The organism is Geobacillus sp. PLS 41 (assembly GCF_056494105.1).
On the sequence record NZ_CM151395.1, the window covers coordinates 2325772 to 2342974 of the forward strand.

At 53.4% G+C, this 17203-nt stretch carries 12 protein-coding genes and 1 pseudogene; 10 read left to right on the plus strand and 3 right to left on the minus strand.

All coding sequences use genetic code 11. The annotated features are described in order from the left end of the window. Positions 1–90: 90 nt before the first annotated feature. From parE to ACVX3G_RS11665, 3 genes are read left to right on the plus strand one after another with little or no spacing between them, the layout of a single operon-like run. Positions 91–2028: a DNA topoisomerase IV subunit B gene (parE, locus tag ACVX3G_RS11655; RefSeq protein ID WP_021321610.1), complete on the plus strand. Its 1938-nt coding sequence runs from the start codon at positions 91–93 to the stop codon at positions 2026–2028. Between the two features lie 59 nt (positions 2029–2087). Then, positions 2088–4532: a DNA topoisomerase IV subunit A gene (gene parC, locus ACVX3G_RS11660; RefSeq protein ID WP_014195852.1), complete on the plus strand. Its 2445-nt coding sequence runs from the start codon at positions 2088–2090 to the stop codon at positions 4530–4532. Next, positions 4529–4873 (plus strand): PilZ domain-containing protein, encoded by a 345-nt coding sequence (locus tag ACVX3G_RS11665; RefSeq protein ID WP_013145319.1) that lies wholly within the window; start codon positions 4529–4531, stop codon positions 4871–4873. Before parC ends, ACVX3G_RS11665 begins: the two co-directional genes overlap by 4 nt. 104 nt (positions 4874–4977) lie before the next feature. Here ACVX3G_RS11665 and ACVX3G_RS11670 read toward each other — a convergent pair whose 3' ends face one another. Beyond that, positions 4978–5709 (minus strand): MerR family transcriptional regulator, encoded by a 732-nt coding sequence (locus tag ACVX3G_RS11670; RefSeq protein ID WP_014195851.1) that lies wholly within the window; start codon positions 5707–5709, stop codon positions 4978–4980. 296 nt (positions 5710–6005) lie between these two features. On the opposite strand from ACVX3G_RS11670, the gene treP reads away from it, so the two are divergent. The 7 genes and pseudogenes from treP to ACVX3G_RS11705 all read left to right on the plus strand — a co-directional run bounded on the left by treP (position 6006) and on the right by ACVX3G_RS11705 (position 15364). After that, complete coding sequence (gene treP / locus ACVX3G_RS11675; RefSeq protein WP_011231239.1) at positions 6006–7424, plus strand: PTS system trehalose-specific EIIBC component; 1419 nt, start codon at positions 6006–6008, stop codon at positions 7422–7424. Positions 7425–7538: 114 nt separating this feature from the next. After that, complete coding sequence (gene treC, locus ACVX3G_RS11680; RefSeq protein WP_318549777.1) at positions 7539–9230, plus strand: alpha,alpha-phosphotrehalase; 1692 nt, start codon at positions 7539–7541, stop codon at positions 9228–9230. Positions 9231–9252: 22 nt separating this feature from the next. After that, entirely contained in the window at positions 9253–9966 is a 714-nt protein-coding gene (gene treR / locus ACVX3G_RS11685; RefSeq protein ID WP_014195847.1) for a trehalose operon repressor, read from the plus strand. A 215-nt stretch (positions 9967–10181) separates the two neighbouring features. Beyond that, entirely contained in the window at positions 10182–11594 is a 1413-nt protein-coding gene (locus ACVX3G_RS11690) for a Na+/H+ antiporter NhaC family protein (protein WP_011231236.1), read from the plus strand. A 408-nt stretch (positions 11595–12002) separates the two neighbouring features. Continuing rightward, positions 12003–12446, plus strand: a pseudogene (locus ACVX3G_RS11695) (acyl-CoA thioesterase); the annotation flags it as partial. 135 nt (positions 12447–12581) lie between these two features. Next, positions 12582–14081: an aminotransferase class V-fold PLP-dependent enzyme gene (locus ACVX3G_RS11700; protein WP_014195845.1), complete on the plus strand. Its 1500-nt coding sequence runs from the start codon at positions 12582–12584 to the stop codon at positions 14079–14081. 104 nt (positions 14082–14185) lie between these two features. Beyond that, a complete protein-coding gene (locus ACVX3G_RS11705) occupies positions 14186–15364 on the plus strand; it encodes an acyl-CoA dehydrogenase family protein (RefSeq protein ID WP_011231233.1) in 1179 nt (392 codons plus the stop codon). 97 nt (positions 15365–15461) lie between these two features. Here the strand turns inward: ACVX3G_RS11705 and speE are convergent, their stop codons facing one another. Further along, the gene (speE, locus tag ACVX3G_RS11710; protein WP_011231232.1) at positions 15462–16337 is read right to left on the minus strand and encodes a polyamine aminopropyltransferase; all 876 of its coding nucleotides are present in this window, start codon (positions 16335–16337) and stop codon (positions 15462–15464) included. 296 nt (positions 16338–16633) lie between these two features. After that, the gene (nsrR, locus tag ACVX3G_RS11715) at positions 16634–17077 is read right to left on the minus strand and encodes a nitric oxide-sensing transcriptional repressor NsrR (RefSeq protein ID WP_011231230.1); all 444 of its coding nucleotides are present in this window, start codon (positions 17075–17077) and stop codon (positions 16634–16636) included. Between the last annotated feature and the right edge of the window lie 126 nt (positions 17078–17203).

Sequence of the window (17203 nt, forward strand, 5' to 3'; positions counted from 1 at the left end):
GCGGTGTCAAAAGACAATGGACAGCTGGTCATTTTATGATACAATAAAACAGAAACAGATGTTCTTGTTTTGGCAGAAAGGGGTGGGCTTGTGGCAAAGCAAGCGATACATGACTATAACGAAGATGCCATTCAAGTGTTGGAAGGGCTCGAGGCAGTCAGGAAGCGGCCGGGGATGTACATCGGCAGCACCGACAGCCGCGGGTTGCATCATCTTGTTTATGAAATCGTCGACAACTCGGTCGATGAGGCGTTGGCCGGATACGGAAACTACATTTTCGTGCAAATACATAAAGACAACAGCATCACGGTTTTGGATGAGGGGCGCGGCATGCCGGTCGGGATGCATAAGCTCGGCAAGCCGACGCCGGAAGTCATTTTGACCGTGCTTCATGCCGGCGGCAAATTCGGCCAAGGCGGCTATAAAACGAGCGGCGGCCTGCACGGAGTCGGGGCGTCGGTTGTCAACGCCTTATCAGAATGGCTGGTCGTCACGATTCATCGCGACGGCTTCATTTACCGGCAGCGGTTTGAGCATGGAGGCAAACCGGTGACGACGCTAGAGAAAATCGGCACAACGAACAAAACCGGAACCATCATTCAATTTAAGCCGGACCCAACGATTTTCAGCACGACAGTCTTCGATTATGAAACATTGAGTGAACGGCTGCGCGAATCGGCGTTTTTGTTAAAAGGGCTGAAAATCGAACTCGTTGACGAACGGACCGGCATGCGCGAGGTGTTCCACTATGAAAACGGAATTGAAGCGTTTGTCGCCTATTTGAATGAGGAGAAAGATGTGCTCCACCCGGTCGTTTATTTTGCTGGCGAGCAAAACGGCATTGAAGTCGAGTTTGCGTTCCAGTTTCATGACGGTTATTCGGAAAACGTGCTGTCGTTTGTCAACAACGTGCGCACAAAAGACGGCGGCACGCATGAGGCGGGTGCGAAAACGGCGATGACGCGCGTTTTTAACGAATACGCCCGCCGTGTCGGTTTGCTCAAGGAAAAAGATAAAAATTTGGAAGGAACCGATATTCGCGAAGGGTTGTCCGCGGTCGTTTCGGTGCGCATCCCAGAGCACTTGCTGCAGTTTGAAGGGCAGACGAAAGGAAAGCTCGGAACGAGCGAAGCGCGTTCGGCCGTCGATGCGGTGGTGTCCGAGCAGCTCATGTACTTTCTGCAAGAAAACCCGGACGTAAGCGCGATGCTCATTAAGAAAGCGATCCGGGCCTATCAGGCGCGTGAAGCGGCCCGCAAAGCGCGCGAAGAGGCGAGAAGCGGCAAAAAGCGGAAAGGGAAAGAGGCGCTCTTAAGCGGCAAGCTGACGCCGGCGCAAGGGCGCAATCCGCAAAAAAATGAGCTCTATCTCGTTGAAGGCGATTCGGCGGGCGGTTCGGCGAAACAAGGGCGCGACCGTCGATTCCAGGCGGTGCTTCCGCTGCGCGGAAAAGTCATCAACACGGAAAAGGCGAAACTTGGCGATATTTTGAAAAACGAGGAAATCAATACGATCATCCACGCCATCGGCGGCGGCGTCGGGGCTGACTTTTCGCTCGATGATGTCAACTACGACAAAGTGATCATTATGACCGATGCCGACACGGACGGCGCCCATATTCAAGTGCTGCTTTTGACGTTTTTTTACCGCTACATGCGTCCGCTGATTGAAGCGGGAAAAGTGTACATCGCCTTGCCGCCGCTTTACAAAATCAGCAAAAAAAGCGGCAAAAACGAAATCGTCGAATATGCGTGGACGGACGAGCAGCTGAAAGAAATTACGAAAAAAATGGGCCGCGGCTATACGATTCAGCGCTATAAAGGGCTCGGCGAAATGAACGCCGATCAATTATGGGAAACGACGATGAACCCACAGACGCGTACGCTCATCCGCGTGCGCATTGAAGATGCGGCCCGCGCCGAACGGAGGGTGACGACGCTCATGGGCGACAAAGTCGAGCCGCGCCGCAAATGGATCGAAACGCACGTCGCCTTCGGGCTCGAAGAGGAACCGGGATGGATCGGCTGATGGCGGCGTGAAAAGGCGCCGCCTTTTTGGTGCTGATGTGTTAGGAAAGGAGAATGACGATGGCAGAACGATTGCTGGAAATGCCGTTAGAGGACGTGCTTGGCGACCGCTTTGGCCGCTACAGCAAATACATCATCCAAGACCGGGCGCTGCCCGATGCGCGCGACGGGCTGAAGCCCGTGCAGCGCCGCATTTTGTATGCGATGTACATGGATGGCAACACGGCTGATAAACCGTTTCGCAAGGCGGCGAAAACGGTTGGAAACGTGATCGGCAACTTTCATCCGCACGGCGACTCATCGGTGTATGAAGCGATGGTGCGGATGAGCCAAGAGTGGAAGCTGCGCAACGTGCTGGTGGAGATGCACGGCAACAACGGCAGCATCGACGGCGACCCGCCGGCGGCGATGCGCTACACGGAAGCGCGCCTGTCGGCGATTGCCGCCGAATTGCTTCGCGATATTGACAAAGAAACTGTTCCGTTTGTGCCGAACTTTGACGATACGACCGATGAGCCGACCGTCCTGCCGGCGATGTTTCCGAATTTGTTGGTGAACGGCTCGACCGGGATTTCGGCCGGCTATGCGACCGACATTCCGCCGCATGCGCTTGGCGAGGTGATCGACGCCGTCTTGATGCGGATCGACCGGCCGGATTGCACTGTTGACGAGCTGATGACGGTTCTTCCTGGCCCCGATTTTCCGACCGGCGGCATCATCCAAGGGAAAGACGGCATCCGCAAGGCGTATGAGACCGGCCGCGGGAAAATCATCATCCGCGCCAAAGCCGCCATCGAGCAGGGAAAAGGCGGGAAAAAGCACATTGTCATCACGGAACTGCCGTATGAAGTGAACAAAGCGAATTTAGTGAAAAAAATTGACGAGCTTCGCCTCGACAAAAAGCTCGACGGCATCGCCGATGTGCGCGATGAAACGGACCGGGACGGGCTGTCGATCGTCATCGAATTGAAAAAAGACGCCGATGCGGAAGCGATTCTCAACTACTTGTACAAAAATACGGATTTGCAAGTGCCGTACAACTTCAACATGGTGGCGATCCATGAGCGCCGGCCGAAGCTGATGAGTTTGCCGGAGCTGTTGGATGCCTACATCGCCCACCGGAAAGAGGTCGTCACCAACCGCTCGCATTTTGAGCTGAAAAAAGCGAATGAGCGGAAGCACATCGTCGACGGTTTGATTCGGGCGCTTTCCATTTTGGATGAGGTGATTGCCACGATTCGTGCTTCAAGCGACAAGCGCGACGCCAAAGAACGGCTGATGGCTCATTACGGATTCACCGAAGCGCAGGCCGAGGCGATCGTGACGCTCCAGCTGTATCGGTTGACGAACACCGACATCACGGCGCTGCGTCAAGAAGCGGAAGAACTGGATCAAGCAATTGCGGAACTTACGGCGATTCTCGCCGATGAAAAGAAGCTGCTTGGCGTCATCAAAAAAGAGCTGAAGGCGATGAAAAAGCAATATGCCGATGAGCGGCGGACGGTGATTGAAGAGGAGATTGAAGAGCTGAAAGTGAAGGTGGAGGCGCTCATTCCGGCGGAAGATGTGATCGTCACCGTGACAAAAGAAGGATATGTGAAGAGGACGAGCTATCGTTCATACAGCGCCTCAAACGGTCAAGACATGGGCATGAAGGAAACGGATCGGCTGCTCGCCCAGCTCGAGATGAATACGACCGATGTGCTCTTGCTTTTCACCCGCCGCGGCTACTATTTATACTGCCCGGTGCATACGCTCCCTGATATCCGTTGGAAAGAGGTCGGCCACCACATTTCCCATCTCATTCCGCTTGAACGCGACGATGAACTCGTCGCCGCTGTTCCAGTCTCTTCCTTTAACACCGGGGAGCAGCTCATCTTTGTGACGAAACAAGGGCTCGTAAAGCGAACGGAGCTCGCTCAATACCAAGTGCAGCGCTACACCCGCCCGCTTGTGGCCGTTAATGTGAAAGAGGATGATGACGTCATCGCCGTCTACGCGACGGATGGATGCGGCCATCTTTGGCTTGCGACGCATGATGGACATGCGCTCTTGTTTGCCGAGGAGGAGATCAGCCTTGTTGGCGTGCGCGCGGCTGGCGTGAAAGGGATTCAATTGAAGGAAGGGGATTTTGTCGCCGCTGCGTGTCCCGTTCGCCTAGAAGAGGGGGGCTCGTTCGTCGTCGTGACGCAGCGCGGAGCGGTGAAAAAAGTGGCGATGAGCGAGTTTGAGCCGTCATCACGGGCGAAGCGCGGCGTTGTGATTGTGCGCGAAGTGAAATCCAACCCGCACCGAGTTGTCGGCGCCGTCTTTGTCAGCAGCGATGAGGAAATGGTCGGATTGCGGACGGAAAAAGGGGTGGTCGAGACGATCGAAGCCGCTTCCCTTCGTCTCTCCGACCGCTACAGCACGGGTTCGTTTGTCGTTGACACTGACGAAGCCGGGATGGTGGTGGATGTCTGGAAAGAACCGACGAAGCTGCTTGGAAAAGGGGAGGAAGGATGAGGTTTAAGCGTCAAGAACCGTTCCGGTATCAGTTTGGCCGGCCGCTCCCGGCTGAACTGCGCACAGCCGATGGTGAGCGCAGCGTCTACATTCACGATCTAAGTCCGCACGGGATGAAAATCGAAACGGAAGGCCGCCTTCCCTTTTCAACAGGGGGAACGCTGGTTGACATCTCGTTTTGGCTAAACGCTGCCCCCTTTACGCTGCGGGGGCAGCTTGTCTGGGAAAGACCGTTTGTCCACGCCTACTATTATGGCGTCCGCCTCCATGTCACCAAACAAGAAGAAGCGCACTTGATCGAAGCCATCAAACGACATGCGGCCGAGAGCCGCCGAATATGACGCAAAAAGGGGCCCGAGTTTTGGCGGGGCCCTTTTTTGATTTTTGACGGAGGTATGGCGCATCCAAAACGGGTGCCCTTGTCACATGGATGCCAAAATCGTCTTCACCAAAACTTCCACCATTTATTTGCCCGTGTTCGAGCAGCGCTGGTGCTGGCAGCGGTTTGCCGAAACGACAACACGAGCTCGCGAAACGCTTTTTCCCGTTCTAAAATGCGCAGTTCGAGCTGTTTTCGCTCCTCTTCCTGCCTTGCCTTTTCCTCGTGACAGAACGCGACGACCGTTTCCAAATGTTCATGCAGCTGTTCCGTTTTTTGCTGCCATGCGTCCTCGTAATCGCGGAGTGAACGGCGCACCGTTTCGGCAGCTGCCGTCGTTTGCTCCTCGATGTAGTCAAGGCGGCCTTTCACCTCATCCATCGCTTGCCGGACCGTGGCTGTCGTTTCCTGTTTCAAGGCGTCGACGATATCGTCTTTTAAGCGGGCCGCCAACTGCTCGGCTATGTATGGCATCCCTTGATGCAGCAGGCGGGGCACATCGATGATTTCCCCTTCCATGACGGCTGTTTCCACTTGAGCGGCTGTCTCGTTGGCTCGCTCTGCCGGTTGTCCGTCCATTTGCCTGATCATTTCAGCCACTTCACGCGGATGGCGGCCGTCCTCAAGCCAAGTGCGGATATGGCGAAACCGGTCGATCAGCTCGTCGGTGTACATGCGTGCCCCCTCGGTTGTGCGTGGGACGGCAATCGATCCGGCGAACTGCTTTTCCCATTGTTTCAAATCGCGGGCGGTGACCCCGATTTTTTTCGCTGCTTCGCGGAGTGTATAGGTTTTCATCGCATTTCCTCATCCTTTCTCGTCTTTTGGCATTGATTTGCATTATGTTTTATTTTCCTACTCGGTCGTTGATTTTCCTGCCGCTTGACAAAACATAACAAAAGAAGTGGAAGTTAGCAAAAAAACAACAACTATTGTCGAAAAATGAAGAAGGTCATCGAAAGATGTTGACAAACTTGTATATACAAGATAAAATGAATTCAGGTTGTATATACAAGTTTGTTTGCAACCGGTTGCTGAAAGCGATTTAACGCTATAGCGGTCGTTGTTAAGGAAAGAAAAGGGAGGCGTTCATCATGGGGGCATACCAACAAGCAGCCGCGCAAATCGTTGAAGCCATCGGCGGCAAAGAAAACATCGTCGCCGCCACGCATTGTGTGACGCGGCTTCGGTTTGCGCTCAAAGAGGAAGGAAAAGTCAATAAGGAAGCGCTTGAGCGCATCGATGTCGTCAAAGGGTCGTTTTCGGCAAACGGCCAGTTTCAAGTCGTCATCGGCCAAGGGCTTGTCGATAAAGTGTATGACGACCTCATCGAGCTGACGGGCATCGGCCGGGCGACAAAGCAGGAGATTAAAGACGCTGCGGAAGCGAAGCTCAATCCGCTGCAACGCGCGATTAAGACGCTGGCTGATATTTTCATTCCAATCTTGCCGGCAATCGTGACGGCCGGTTTGTTAATGGGGATTAACAACGTCTTGACAGGCCCAGGCATTTTTTACGAAGGGAAATCGTTTGTCGAGGTGCACAAAGAATGGGCCGATTTGGCGAACATGATCAACTTGATCGCCAATACGGCGTTCGTCTTCCTGCCCGGTTTGATCGGCTGGTCGGCGGTGACGAAATTCGGCGGCAGCCCGCTCTTAGGGATTGTCCTTGGTTTGATGCTCGTCCACCCAGATTTGCTCAACGCTTGGGGCTGGGGAGCGGCGAAAGAAAAAGGAGAGATTCCGGTTTGGAACTTGTTCGGCTTTGAAGTGCAAAAAGTCGGCTACCAAGGACAAGTGCTGCCGGTGCTGGTGGCTTCCTACGTGCTGGCGAAGCTGGAGCTGTTTTTGCGCAAGCGCATTCCGGATGCGTTTCAGCTGTTGCTTGTCGCGCCGCTTGCGTTGCTCATTACGGGCTTTTTGGCGTTCATCGCCATTGGGCCGATCACATTTGCGATCGGCAATGCCATTACCCACTTGTTTGTCACGATTTTTGACACGGTTCCGGCTCTTGGAGGATTGTTGTATGGAGCGTTGTATGCGCCGCTTGTCGTCACCGGGATGCACCATACGTTCTTGCCGGTTGACTTGCAGCTGATTGCCAATACCGGTGGCACGTTCCTTTGGCCGATTTTGGTCATGTCAAACATCGCCCAAGGTTCGGCAGCGTTGGCGATGATGTTTGTCGCGAAGGAGGAAAAGCTGCGCGGTTTGTCGTTTACGTCGGCTGTTTCCGCGTATTTAGGCATCACGGAACCGGCGATGTTCGGGGTCAACTTGCGCTTTCGCTTCCCGTTTATCGCAGCGATGACAGGGGCGGCAATCGCTGGCATGTTCATCACGATCAATAAAGTGATGGCCCCGTCGATCGGCGTCGGCGGCCTGCCGGGTTTCTTGTCGATCGTGCCGCAAAAGTGGACGCCGTTCTTTATCGGCATGGCGATCGCGATTGCGGTGCCGTTTGCGCTGACGTTTGTCTTTGGGAAAGTGCGTAAAGCCGCCCGCTCATGATTGCCGTGTGTGGAAGCAAGAGAACGATGTGCGAAATCATTTATTTCCCGCCCGTACCATTGGCCGCCGATGCCAATGGTATGTTTTTTATCCCGACGAACGAGGTGAAGAGAGATGTCAACAACCCCTTGGTGGAAAAAAGCAGTCGTTTATCAAATTTATCCGAAAAGCTTCTACGATACGAATGGAGACGGCATTGGCGATTTGCCGGGCGTGATCGAGAAGCTCGATTATTTACAAAAATTGGGTGTCGATGTCATTTGGCTGACGCCGATCTACGCGTCGCCGCAGCGCGACAACGGTTATGACATCAGCGATTATTTCCGCATCCATCACGAATACGGAACGATGGACGATTTTGACCGTCTGCTTCACGAAGTGCATGCGCGCGGCATGAAGCTGGTGATGGACATGGTCGTCAACCATACCTCAACCGACCATGAATGGTTTCAGCAGGCGCGCTCCTCGAAAACGAACCCATACCGCTCGTTTTACATTTGGCGCGACCCGAAGCCGGACGGCGGAGCGCCGAACAACTGGCAATCGAAATTCGGCGGCTCGGCGTGGGAATACGACGAACAAACCGGCCAATATTACTTGCATTTGTTCGATGTGACACAAGCGGACTTGAACTGGGAAAACGAAGAGCTGCGCCGCCGCATTTATGACATGATGCATTTTTGGCTCAAAAAAGGAGTGGACGGCTTTCGGCTTGACGTCATCAACTTGTTGTCAAAAGACCAGCGCTTCCCGGATGATGACGGTTCGGTGCCGCCGGGGGACGGGCGCCGCTTTTATACGGACGGACCGCGCATTCATGAGTTTTTGCAAGAGATGAACCGCGAAGTGTTTTCGAAATATGACGTCATGACGGTCGGGGAAATGTCGTCGACGACGATCGATCATTGCATCCGCTACACGAACCCGGAAAACCACGAGCTCAATATGACGTTTAACTTTCACCACTTGAAGGTCGATTACCCGAACGGAGAAAAATGGGCAGTCGCCCCATTTGATTTCCTTGCCTTAAAACGCATTTTGTCCGAATGGCAAGTCCGGATGTATGAAGGCGGCGGCTGGAATGCGCTCTTTTGGTGCAACCACGATCAGCCGCGCATCGTGTCGCGCTATGGCGATGACGGGACGTATTGGAAAGAGTCAGCGAAAATGCTGGCGACGACGATCCATTTGATGCAAGGGACGCCCTATATTTACCAAGGCGAAGAAATCGGCATGACCGATCCGAAATTCACCGATATTCGCGACTACCGCGACGTTGAGTCGCTCAACATGTACCGGATTTTGCGAGAACAAGGCAAAAGCGAGCAAGAAGTGATGGAAATTTTGCAGCGAAAATCGCGCGACAACTCACGCACGCCGATGCAATGGGACGACAGCCCGCATGCTGGTTTCACGTCCGGGACGCCGTGGATTCGCGTCGCCGACAACTACCGACGCATTAACGTGAAACAGGCGCTCGCCGACCGCGACTCGATTTTCTACCACTATAAGCGGCTCATTGAGCTGCGCAAACAGTATGATCTCATTACGACCGGGCGCTATGAGCTGCTGCTTGCGGACGATCCGCATATTTTCGTCTATATGCGTCATGGCGATGGAGAAAAGCTGCTTGTTGTCAACAATTTTTATCCAATCGAAACGACGTTCACGCTGCCGAAAGAAGCAGGAGCCGATGGCTATACGGGAAAACTGCTGCTTGCCAATTATTCGGACGCGCCGGCCGATTTTCGCCGCATGCAGCTGCGCCCATACGAATCGGTTGTTTATCTTTTGCGCCGGCCGTGATACAATACAAGCGGTGATTCTTATGCATGAAAACAAATATTTAACCATTTACCATGACCTCATTTCCCGCATCCGCCGCGGAGAATGGAAGGCGTACGACAAGCTGCCATCGGAACACGAGCTGGCCGCCCGATATGAGACATCGCGCGAGACGATTCGCAAAGCGCTCCATTTGTTGTCCGAGCACGGCTATATCCAAAAAATGAAAGGAAAAGGATCTATCGTTCTTGACGTCGGCAAATATGACTTTCCCGTATCCGGATTGGTCAGCTTTAAAGAACTGGCGCAGACGATGAAGCAGCCGGTGCGGACGATCGTGCATGAACTGGCGATCATCAAGCCGGATCGCGAGCTCAGGCAGCATCTGCGCGCCTCAAGCAAAGACGAAGTGTGGAAAGTCGTGCGCGTCCGGGAAATCGGCGGAGAGCGGATTATTTTGGATAAAGACTTTTTTCTGAAAAAGCATGTGCCGCTATTGACCAAAGAGATTTGCGAAGACTCGATTTATGAATATTTGGAAACGAAGCTGCATTTGCCGATCAGCTTTGCGAAAAAAGAAATATCGGTCGACGAAGCGACGGACGAAGACCGGCGCTATTTGGATTTGCATGGCGATGACCGCGTCGTTGTCGTCAAAAACTATGTGTATTTAAGCAATGCTGCATTGTTTCAATATACGGAATCGCGTCACCGGCTCGACAAGTTCCGATTTGTCGATTTTGCGCGCCGGAAATGACAACGCCTTCTGTGCCCCAGGTTGTTTGGGAGTCAGCCCGGGGCGGATGGAAGTGTGGGCCACGCTGCAAACTGCAGCGCGGCTTTTTTTTGTTTGCGTGGGCAACATAAATTTTATAAATAAAACTATGTTCTAAATCTTCAATGAAAATCATAAAAAAACTGCATTATGGCTATCCTTCTTGGTAACAACATCATCGCAAAGGAGGCGCCGACGTGGAAGGAACATGGTGGTCGCTGTTGCCTTTTCTGCTCATCATTCCGTTGGCGGTATGGCTGAAAGAAATTTTGCCCGGCCTCGTGGCCGGATTGCTCGTCGGAGCGTTTTGCCTTGAGTGGTCGGCTGTCGGCGCGATTGAGCGCGCTGTTTCCGCTGTTCTTCACGCCCTGACCGATCCGGAGCATATGAAGGTGGCCGCGTTTTTGTATTTGTTCGGTTCGCTTGTCGGCATGATGCAAATTACCGGCGGGATCAAAGGGTTTGTCGAGAGACTCTCCGGCCGCATCCGCTCGAAGCGGGGGATTTTGTTGTTCGTTTGGCTGACGGTGCCGGTGACGTTTTTTATGCCGATGTTTCGCATTATGCTCCTTGGACCAGTGATGAAAGCGGTCCTTCGCCAGTTTCGCATCGACCGCCGCCGCATGGCGTACATGATCGACGTCTCGACCGAGCCGATCATCGTGCTTTTGCCAGCGGCGACAGCGTTCGTCGGCTTTATGACTTCCGTTGTCGCCGCGGCGCTTGAGCAAAACGACATTCACGAATCGCCGTATGACGTGTTTTTGCGCAGCCTGCCGTACAACTTGTTTGCGATTGTCGCTCTGGCCGTCGGGGTGTTGACGACGATGTTGAACATCCGGATCGGCAAACCGCGGGCGAAAAAAGGAGAAGGGGAAACGAATACACTGCACGGGCTCGGATTGCGCAAGGAGCTGGCGCTGATCAACGGGGAGCCGTTGCACTTGTTTGTCCCGCTGGCGCTGTTAATCGCGCTGACGTTTGCCTTTTTCGTGTACGACGGGAGGAAACGCGGGGCAGAGAATTGGTGGGAGGCGTTTTCCGCGGCCGATGCGACATGGGCGATGCTGTTGGCGCTGTTTGTGACCATCCTTTTGTCGATGATGTTTTATTTGTGGCGCCGACAATCGCTCTCAGAGTTGACGTACCACTTTTTTGCCGGAGGAAACGAGCTGATGGCGCCGATCGGCATGCTCGTTCTCGTATGGGCGGTCTCGGCGGTGGCGGGGGAACTCGGATTTGCGGAGTACGTGTCGTCGACGTTCGGCACATGGCTGCCGGGGGCATTCGTGCCAGCGGCCGTGTTTTTGGTCGGATCGTTTTTATCATACTTTATCGGTTCTTCATGGGGAACGTGGGGCATTTTGATGCCGCTTGGCGTCACGCTTTCCCATGCGACCGGGGCGCCGCTCGAGGTGACAGTCGGCGCCGTGTTTGCGAGCGGGACGTTTGGCGCCTTTGCTTCGCCGCTTGGCGATACGACGATTACAACGGCAGCCATTATGGATATGGACTTGATGAGCTATGCGAAATACAAATTGCGCCTCTCTCTCCTTTGCGCCGGCGTGTCGCTTGCAGGATACGTTCTTTTGCCGCTTTGGGCCGGTTGACCGCAGACGCCCCGTCTGCCCTCGCCGGGCTTTTTTATCTACCCTGAAAATGTCAAAACTATATAGGTTCCAATTGTTCGTTACCATTTGCACTTCGATACATGCGGATGCAATCTAATGTGTCAGGCAATCGGCGAAGTGTAAACCAAAAATTCAACTTAATTGAAAGAGATTTTCATCCTTTCGTGCAACGTACTGGATTCGCGACAATATTTCATGTCACAAACAATGTTCTAAATAATCAATAACCCAAAAAAACAATTGCATATCCCAATCAATCGGAGTATGATAAAAACAACATACTGACTAGTTGGTAGCTGCAAATCAAACTTGCTCCCGCCCCATGCTCACCCAAACGAATATTGTGGGCGAAAGGGGCAAAAAAAAGCAAGAAAGGAAGAGGGAGAAATGAAGACGCACATCATTACCGTCAACCCACGCTTTTGTGAAACTGATGCGCTCGGACATTTAAGCAACATTAGCTATTTTATTTATTTAGAAGAAGCGCGCACCCGCCTGTTTGATGAATTGCGTTACGGCGGGCGAACGGACGACTGGCATTTTATTTTAGCTTCCACCAAGTGCGATTTTATCAACCAAGGATTCTTCGGACGACGATTGCGCGTGGAAACCAATGTCTCCCGGATCGGCAATAAAAGCTTTCAATGCATTCATCGCATCATGGAAGAGGAAACAGGAAGACTGATCGCCATCGGAGAGGCAGCGGTCGTCCATTTTAATTTCCAAACCCAAACGAGCGAACCATTGCCCGATGACTTGCGGACCATGCTTGCCGAATACCTTGCGCCGTCCGTGGGGGAAACGATTTCGCCGTTATCGTGCAAAAAAAGGAGTAAAAAAGGGAGTGGAATATCATCCGCCTGTACGGCGGATTTTTCATTTTCAACTTTCCCACGTTTTTTGGACCGAACCACCGAAGGCGACATACTTTGTAAATAGACGAAATGGCGGAAAGGGGGAATCAACATGGCCATTCACGCTGTGATCGGCAATGCGGTGTATACATGCCGCGGAGAGCTTGAGACGTATTTTCAGCCGTTTCGCGATGGAACGATCGGCCGCTTTCATCCGTTTTCTACGCCGTTTGGCAAACAGCGGCTTATTTACGCCGACTGGACGGCAAGCGGGCGGCTGTACCGGCCGATTGAAGAGAAGCTGACGCATGAGCTCGGTCCATTTGTCGGCAACACGCATACGGAATCGAATGTGACCGGAACGAAAACGACGCTTGCCTATCGCTATGCAAAAGAAATCATCAAACAGCACGTTCATGCCGGGAAAAACGACGTCTTGATCATGCAAGGCGCCGGGACCACAAGCGCCGTCAACAAGCTGCAGCGTCTGCTTGGCTTGCGCGTACCGGAACGGTGGAAGCGCCGCTTGTCCCTTCATGATGAGGAGCGGCCAGTCGTTTTTGTCACCCATATGGAGCACCATTCAAATTTATTGCCATGGGTGGAAACCATCGCGGAAGTCGTGGCGGTCCGGCCGACAGAGAACGGGGATGTCGATCTTGACCATTTGCGCGAGCTGCTGGAGCGCTACCGAGATCGGCCGCAAAAAATCGGTGCATTTACTGCTTGCTCGAACGTCACGGGGTTGGAAACCCCATATCATAAGCTGGCGAAAATCATGCACGAGCATGGCGGCCTTTGCTTTGTTGATTTTGCTGCTTCCGCTCCGTACGTCCGCATCGATATGCATCCGGACGACCCAATGGAGCAGCTTGATGCCATTTATTTCTCTCCCCATAAGTTTCTCGGGGGGCCGGGAAGCGCCGGCGTGCTCATCTTTGACAGCCGGCTTTATCATCAGCACGCTCCGGATCACCCCGGCGGCGGGACGGTGTACTGGACTGACCCGTGGGGGAACTATGAATACATCCAAGCCATTGAGGAACGCGAAGATGGCGGAACACCGCCGTTTTGGCAAACCATCAAGGCAGCGTTGGCCATCCAGCTGAAAGAGCAAATGAACGTAAAACAGATGCGCGCCCGCGAAAAGGAACTTGTTTCCCTTCTTTTGCCGGCGCTAAAAAGCACTCCCGGCGTCCGCGTGCTTGAAGGACATCGGGACGACCGTCTTGGCATCATCTCATTTGTCATAGATGGATTGCATTACAACCTTGTTGTCAAACTGCTGAATGATCGCTTCGGCATTCAAGCGCGCGGCGGCTGTTCCTGCGCCGGACCATACGGCCACTATTTGCTTGGCATCGACAAGGAACAATCCGCTGCGCTGCTTCAAGAAGTCAAAAACGGCAATCCTCTCGCCAAACCAGGATGGGTGCGTCTGTCGCTCCATCCTACGATGACGAACGAAGAAGTGTATGCGATCATCCGCGCCGTCCGTCAAATCGCCCGCTATGGCCGCCGCTGGCAGGAGGAATACGAGTACGATGCTGGGAAAAATGAGTTCGTCCACCGTGACGATGATCGGTACATTCGGCATTTCTTTCTCTTTTAAGCTTCCGAGAGCAAGGACGGTCATTTTCCCGTGCGTTTTTGTTTTCAGTCCTAGCCAGAACTCGGTACAATAAAGGCATCTTGACCAAAAGAAGGGGAGAACCGATGAACGAATTGTACCATTTGCTTGTGCGGACCGATCGGGAGCAACAATTGTACAACCAAGCGCGCCGCCTTGCGGAACGATTTGTCCAACGGGCAGCGCATGATGACGAACAGGCAACGTTTCCATTTGCCGATTTTGCCGATTTAAAAGAGGCTGGATTCCTTTCCTTGACCGTCCCGACTGAATACGGCGGCCAAGGGGCATCGCTTTATGAGCTTGTGCTCGTGCAAGAAACGATCGCCCAAGGCTCTGGGGCAACGGCATTGTCGTTTGGTTGGCACGCCAGCATTCTCATGCGTTTATTTTTGCTCCGCCGCTGGCCGGAGCCCGTTCTCGCCCGTTTGGCGAATGAAGTCGTTTGCCGCCACGCGCTCATCAACAGCGCCCACTCTGAACGGACAACTGGCAGCCCGGCGCGCGGCGGTAAACCGGAAACGACGGCCGTCTTTCGCCATGGCCGCTGGGTGCTTCGGGGGCGAAAGACATTTGCATCGTTAGCCCCTGCGCTCGATTACGTATTGATTTCCGCCACGATGGAAGACGGTCGGGTCGGTGAATTTCTCGTGCCGATGTCTGCTTCAGGCATCCGCATCGAGCCGACGTGGAACACGCTTGGCATGCGGGCGACGCGCAGCGATGATCTTGTTCTTGAAGAAGTCGAAGTCGACCAAGAGGCGCTCGTAGAGACGCTTGGAGAAGCGAACGAAGCCGCTCCGGCGCAAGGATGGCTGTTGCACGTGCCGGCTTGTTACTTAGGCATCGCCATTGCGGCGCGCAATGAGGCGCTTCGCTTTGCCAAGACGTACCAGCCTAATACCCTGCCTCACCCAATCGCCCTAACACCCGAAGTGCAGCGGAAAATCGCTGAAATGGAATGGCGCCTCACCCATGCGCGCCATTTCCTGTACGCGGTCGCCGACTTATGGGATCGCTATCCGGAAAAACGGATGGCGATGAAAGAGGAGTTGGCAACAGCCAAATTGGTCGCCACCAATACCGCGCTTGAAGTCGTCGATTGGGCGATGCGCATTGTCGGCGGACAAAGCTTGTTTGCTGACAATCCGCTTCAGCGGCATTACCGTGACGTCCGCGCTGGATTGCACAACCCGCCGGCGGATGACTTGACGTTTCAATGGCTTGCTAAGCGGGCACTGACCCACAACCCACCGGCGCAATGAAACAAGAAAGCGGGTGGAATAATAGAAAGATCACTCAAATGACACAAAAAAAGCTGTCCCCTCACAAAGCAGGGACAGCTTTTTCCATGCCAAGCCGTTATTCCACCTCAAGCGCCGAGCGCAAAAACTCGGGCAAGGCGAAACATTGACGAAAGACCGCATCATTGACGTATTTCGTGTCGTTTGGAATGGTTGTCTGCGCCGGAAAATCGAGCGGCCGTTTCGAGCCGATCGTAAAGCTCCACAGTCCGCCTGGATACGTCGGCACCACCGCGGTGTACACAAGCACATGCGGGAACAGTTCGCGAATATTGCGGTACGTCCGTTTCAAGATATCCAAGTGGAAAATCGGCGACTGGCTTTGGCAGACCATCAGCCCGTCTGCTTTCAACGCGCGATGGACGTTGGCGTAAAACTCCGGTGAAAACAAGGCTTCCGCCGGGCCGACTGGGTCAGACGAGTCGATCATAATGACGTCGTAGACGTTTTCTTTCTCTTGCACAAACACGACGCCATCATCATAAACAAACCGCACGCGCGGATCCGATAAGTTGCCGGAGACGGCTGGCAAATGCTCTTTGCACGCCCGGACGACTTTTTCGTCGATTTCCACCATATCGATGGCTTCAAGATGAGCGTATTTCGCCGTCTCACGAGCTGCGCCGCAGTCGCCGCCGCCGATGATGAGCACCCGCTTCGCTTCCGGATGAAACTGCAGCGGCACGTGCGAAATCATTTCGTTATAAATATGGCCGTCAATCGAGGTCGTTTGCACGACGCCATCGAGTACGAGCATGCGGCCAAAATCGTACGAATCCAAAATCATCACATGCTGGTACTCGGACGGCTCGGCAAAAATCACCTCTTTGATTCGATAGCTGATTTTTAAGTTGTCGCGATCATCTTCGGTGAGCCAAAGCTCTCCATTGTCCATATGCAAGTAAGGTGGCAAAGCGCTTCCTTCGTGTTTCATTGTGACCTCCTTTAGTCATGCAGATGTTTTCACACCTTTCTAATCTTAATATATTCTTCGTCTTGTGGCAAACAAAGGGGATGTGATCGGCCGGTGCCGGACGTATTCATCCCGCCGCCCATGTTTGACGACTGGTTTCGTTTTTCCACCTGATGATCGTTCTTGCCGCCACATCCCGCGCAAAGGCCGCCATCGGTTTCGCATCATCCCGCGTCTTCCTTCCGTAGAGCGATGCCTAGTGATCGTGTGCCTGCCAAACGCCAAAAAACTCTCCAGCTTATAGCCAGAAAGTTTTCTCAACCGCGCCGCTCTTTCAATAAAGAACGAAGCGACGCTCGGTCTTCAAGCAAATCGGCGAGCGTATACGCATCCAGCACACGCAAAAACGCCTCTAACGCCTCGTGAAGTGCGAAGCGAAGCCGACATACCGGCGTTAAGACGCACTCATTGCCGTGGGCGGCAAAACACTCGACAAGCGACAAGTTTTCCTCCGTTTCGCGAACAACCGCGCCGATGACAATCTCCGCGGGGCGTTTCGCAAGGCGGATTCCACCGTTGCGCCCACGGATCGTTTCAATGTAGCCGAGTTTGCCAAGCTCATAGACGATTTTGCTTAAATGATGCTCTGAAATGGAAAAGGCAGCGGCAATGTCTTTGATGTTTGTTTTTTCTTCTTCATCAAGCGCGCCTAAAAACAAGAGGACGCGCAAGGCGTATTCCGTATAGTTCGTCAACTGCATCGTGATTCACAACCTTTAAGCGACATTCTTGATCCCATTGTACCACACCTGATTCGAACGGAGAATTGTGAACAATTTATTAAAGATGTATTTGAAATATTGTTTTTTCGCAGTGATCATGGTTGA

Excerpts from the sequence above, each read along its gene's own strand:
- ACVX3G_RS11700 (WP_014195845.1), top strand. The coding sequence starts at position 12,582 with ATGGCCATTCACGCTGTGATCGGCAATGCGGTGTATACATGCCGCGGA.
- treP (WP_011231239.1), top strand. The coding sequence starts at position 6,006 with ATGGGGGCATACCAACAAGCAGCCGCGCAAATCGTTGAAGCCATCGGC.
- treR (WP_014195847.1), top strand. The coding sequence starts at position 9,253 with ATGCATGAAAACAAATATTTAACCATTTACCATGACCTCATTTCCCGC.
- treC (WP_318549777.1), top strand. The coding sequence starts at position 7,539 with ATGTCAACAACCCCTTGGTGGAAAAAAGCAGTCGTTTATCAAATTTAT.
- ACVX3G_RS11670 (WP_014195851.1), bottom strand. The coding sequence starts at position 5,709 with ATGAAAACCTATACACTCCGCGAAGCAGCGAAAAAAATCGGGGTCACC.
- ACVX3G_RS11665 (WP_013145319.1), top strand. The coding sequence starts at position 4,529 with ATGAGGTTTAAGCGTCAAGAACCGTTCCGGTATCAGTTTGGCCGGCCG.
- ACVX3G_RS11705 (WP_011231233.1), top strand. The coding sequence starts at position 14,186 with ATGAACGAATTGTACCATTTGCTTGTGCGGACCGATCGGGAGCAACAA.
- parC (WP_014195852.1), top strand. The coding sequence starts at position 2,088 with ATGGCAGAACGATTGCTGGAAATGCCGTTAGAGGACGTGCTTGGCGAC.
- nsrR (WP_011231230.1), bottom strand. The coding sequence starts at position 17,077 with ATGCAGTTGACGAACTATACGGAATACGCCTTGCGCGTCCTCTTGTTT.
- speE (WP_011231232.1), bottom strand. The coding sequence starts at position 16,337 with ATGAAACACGAAGGAAGCGCTTTGCCACCTTACTTGCATATGGACAAT.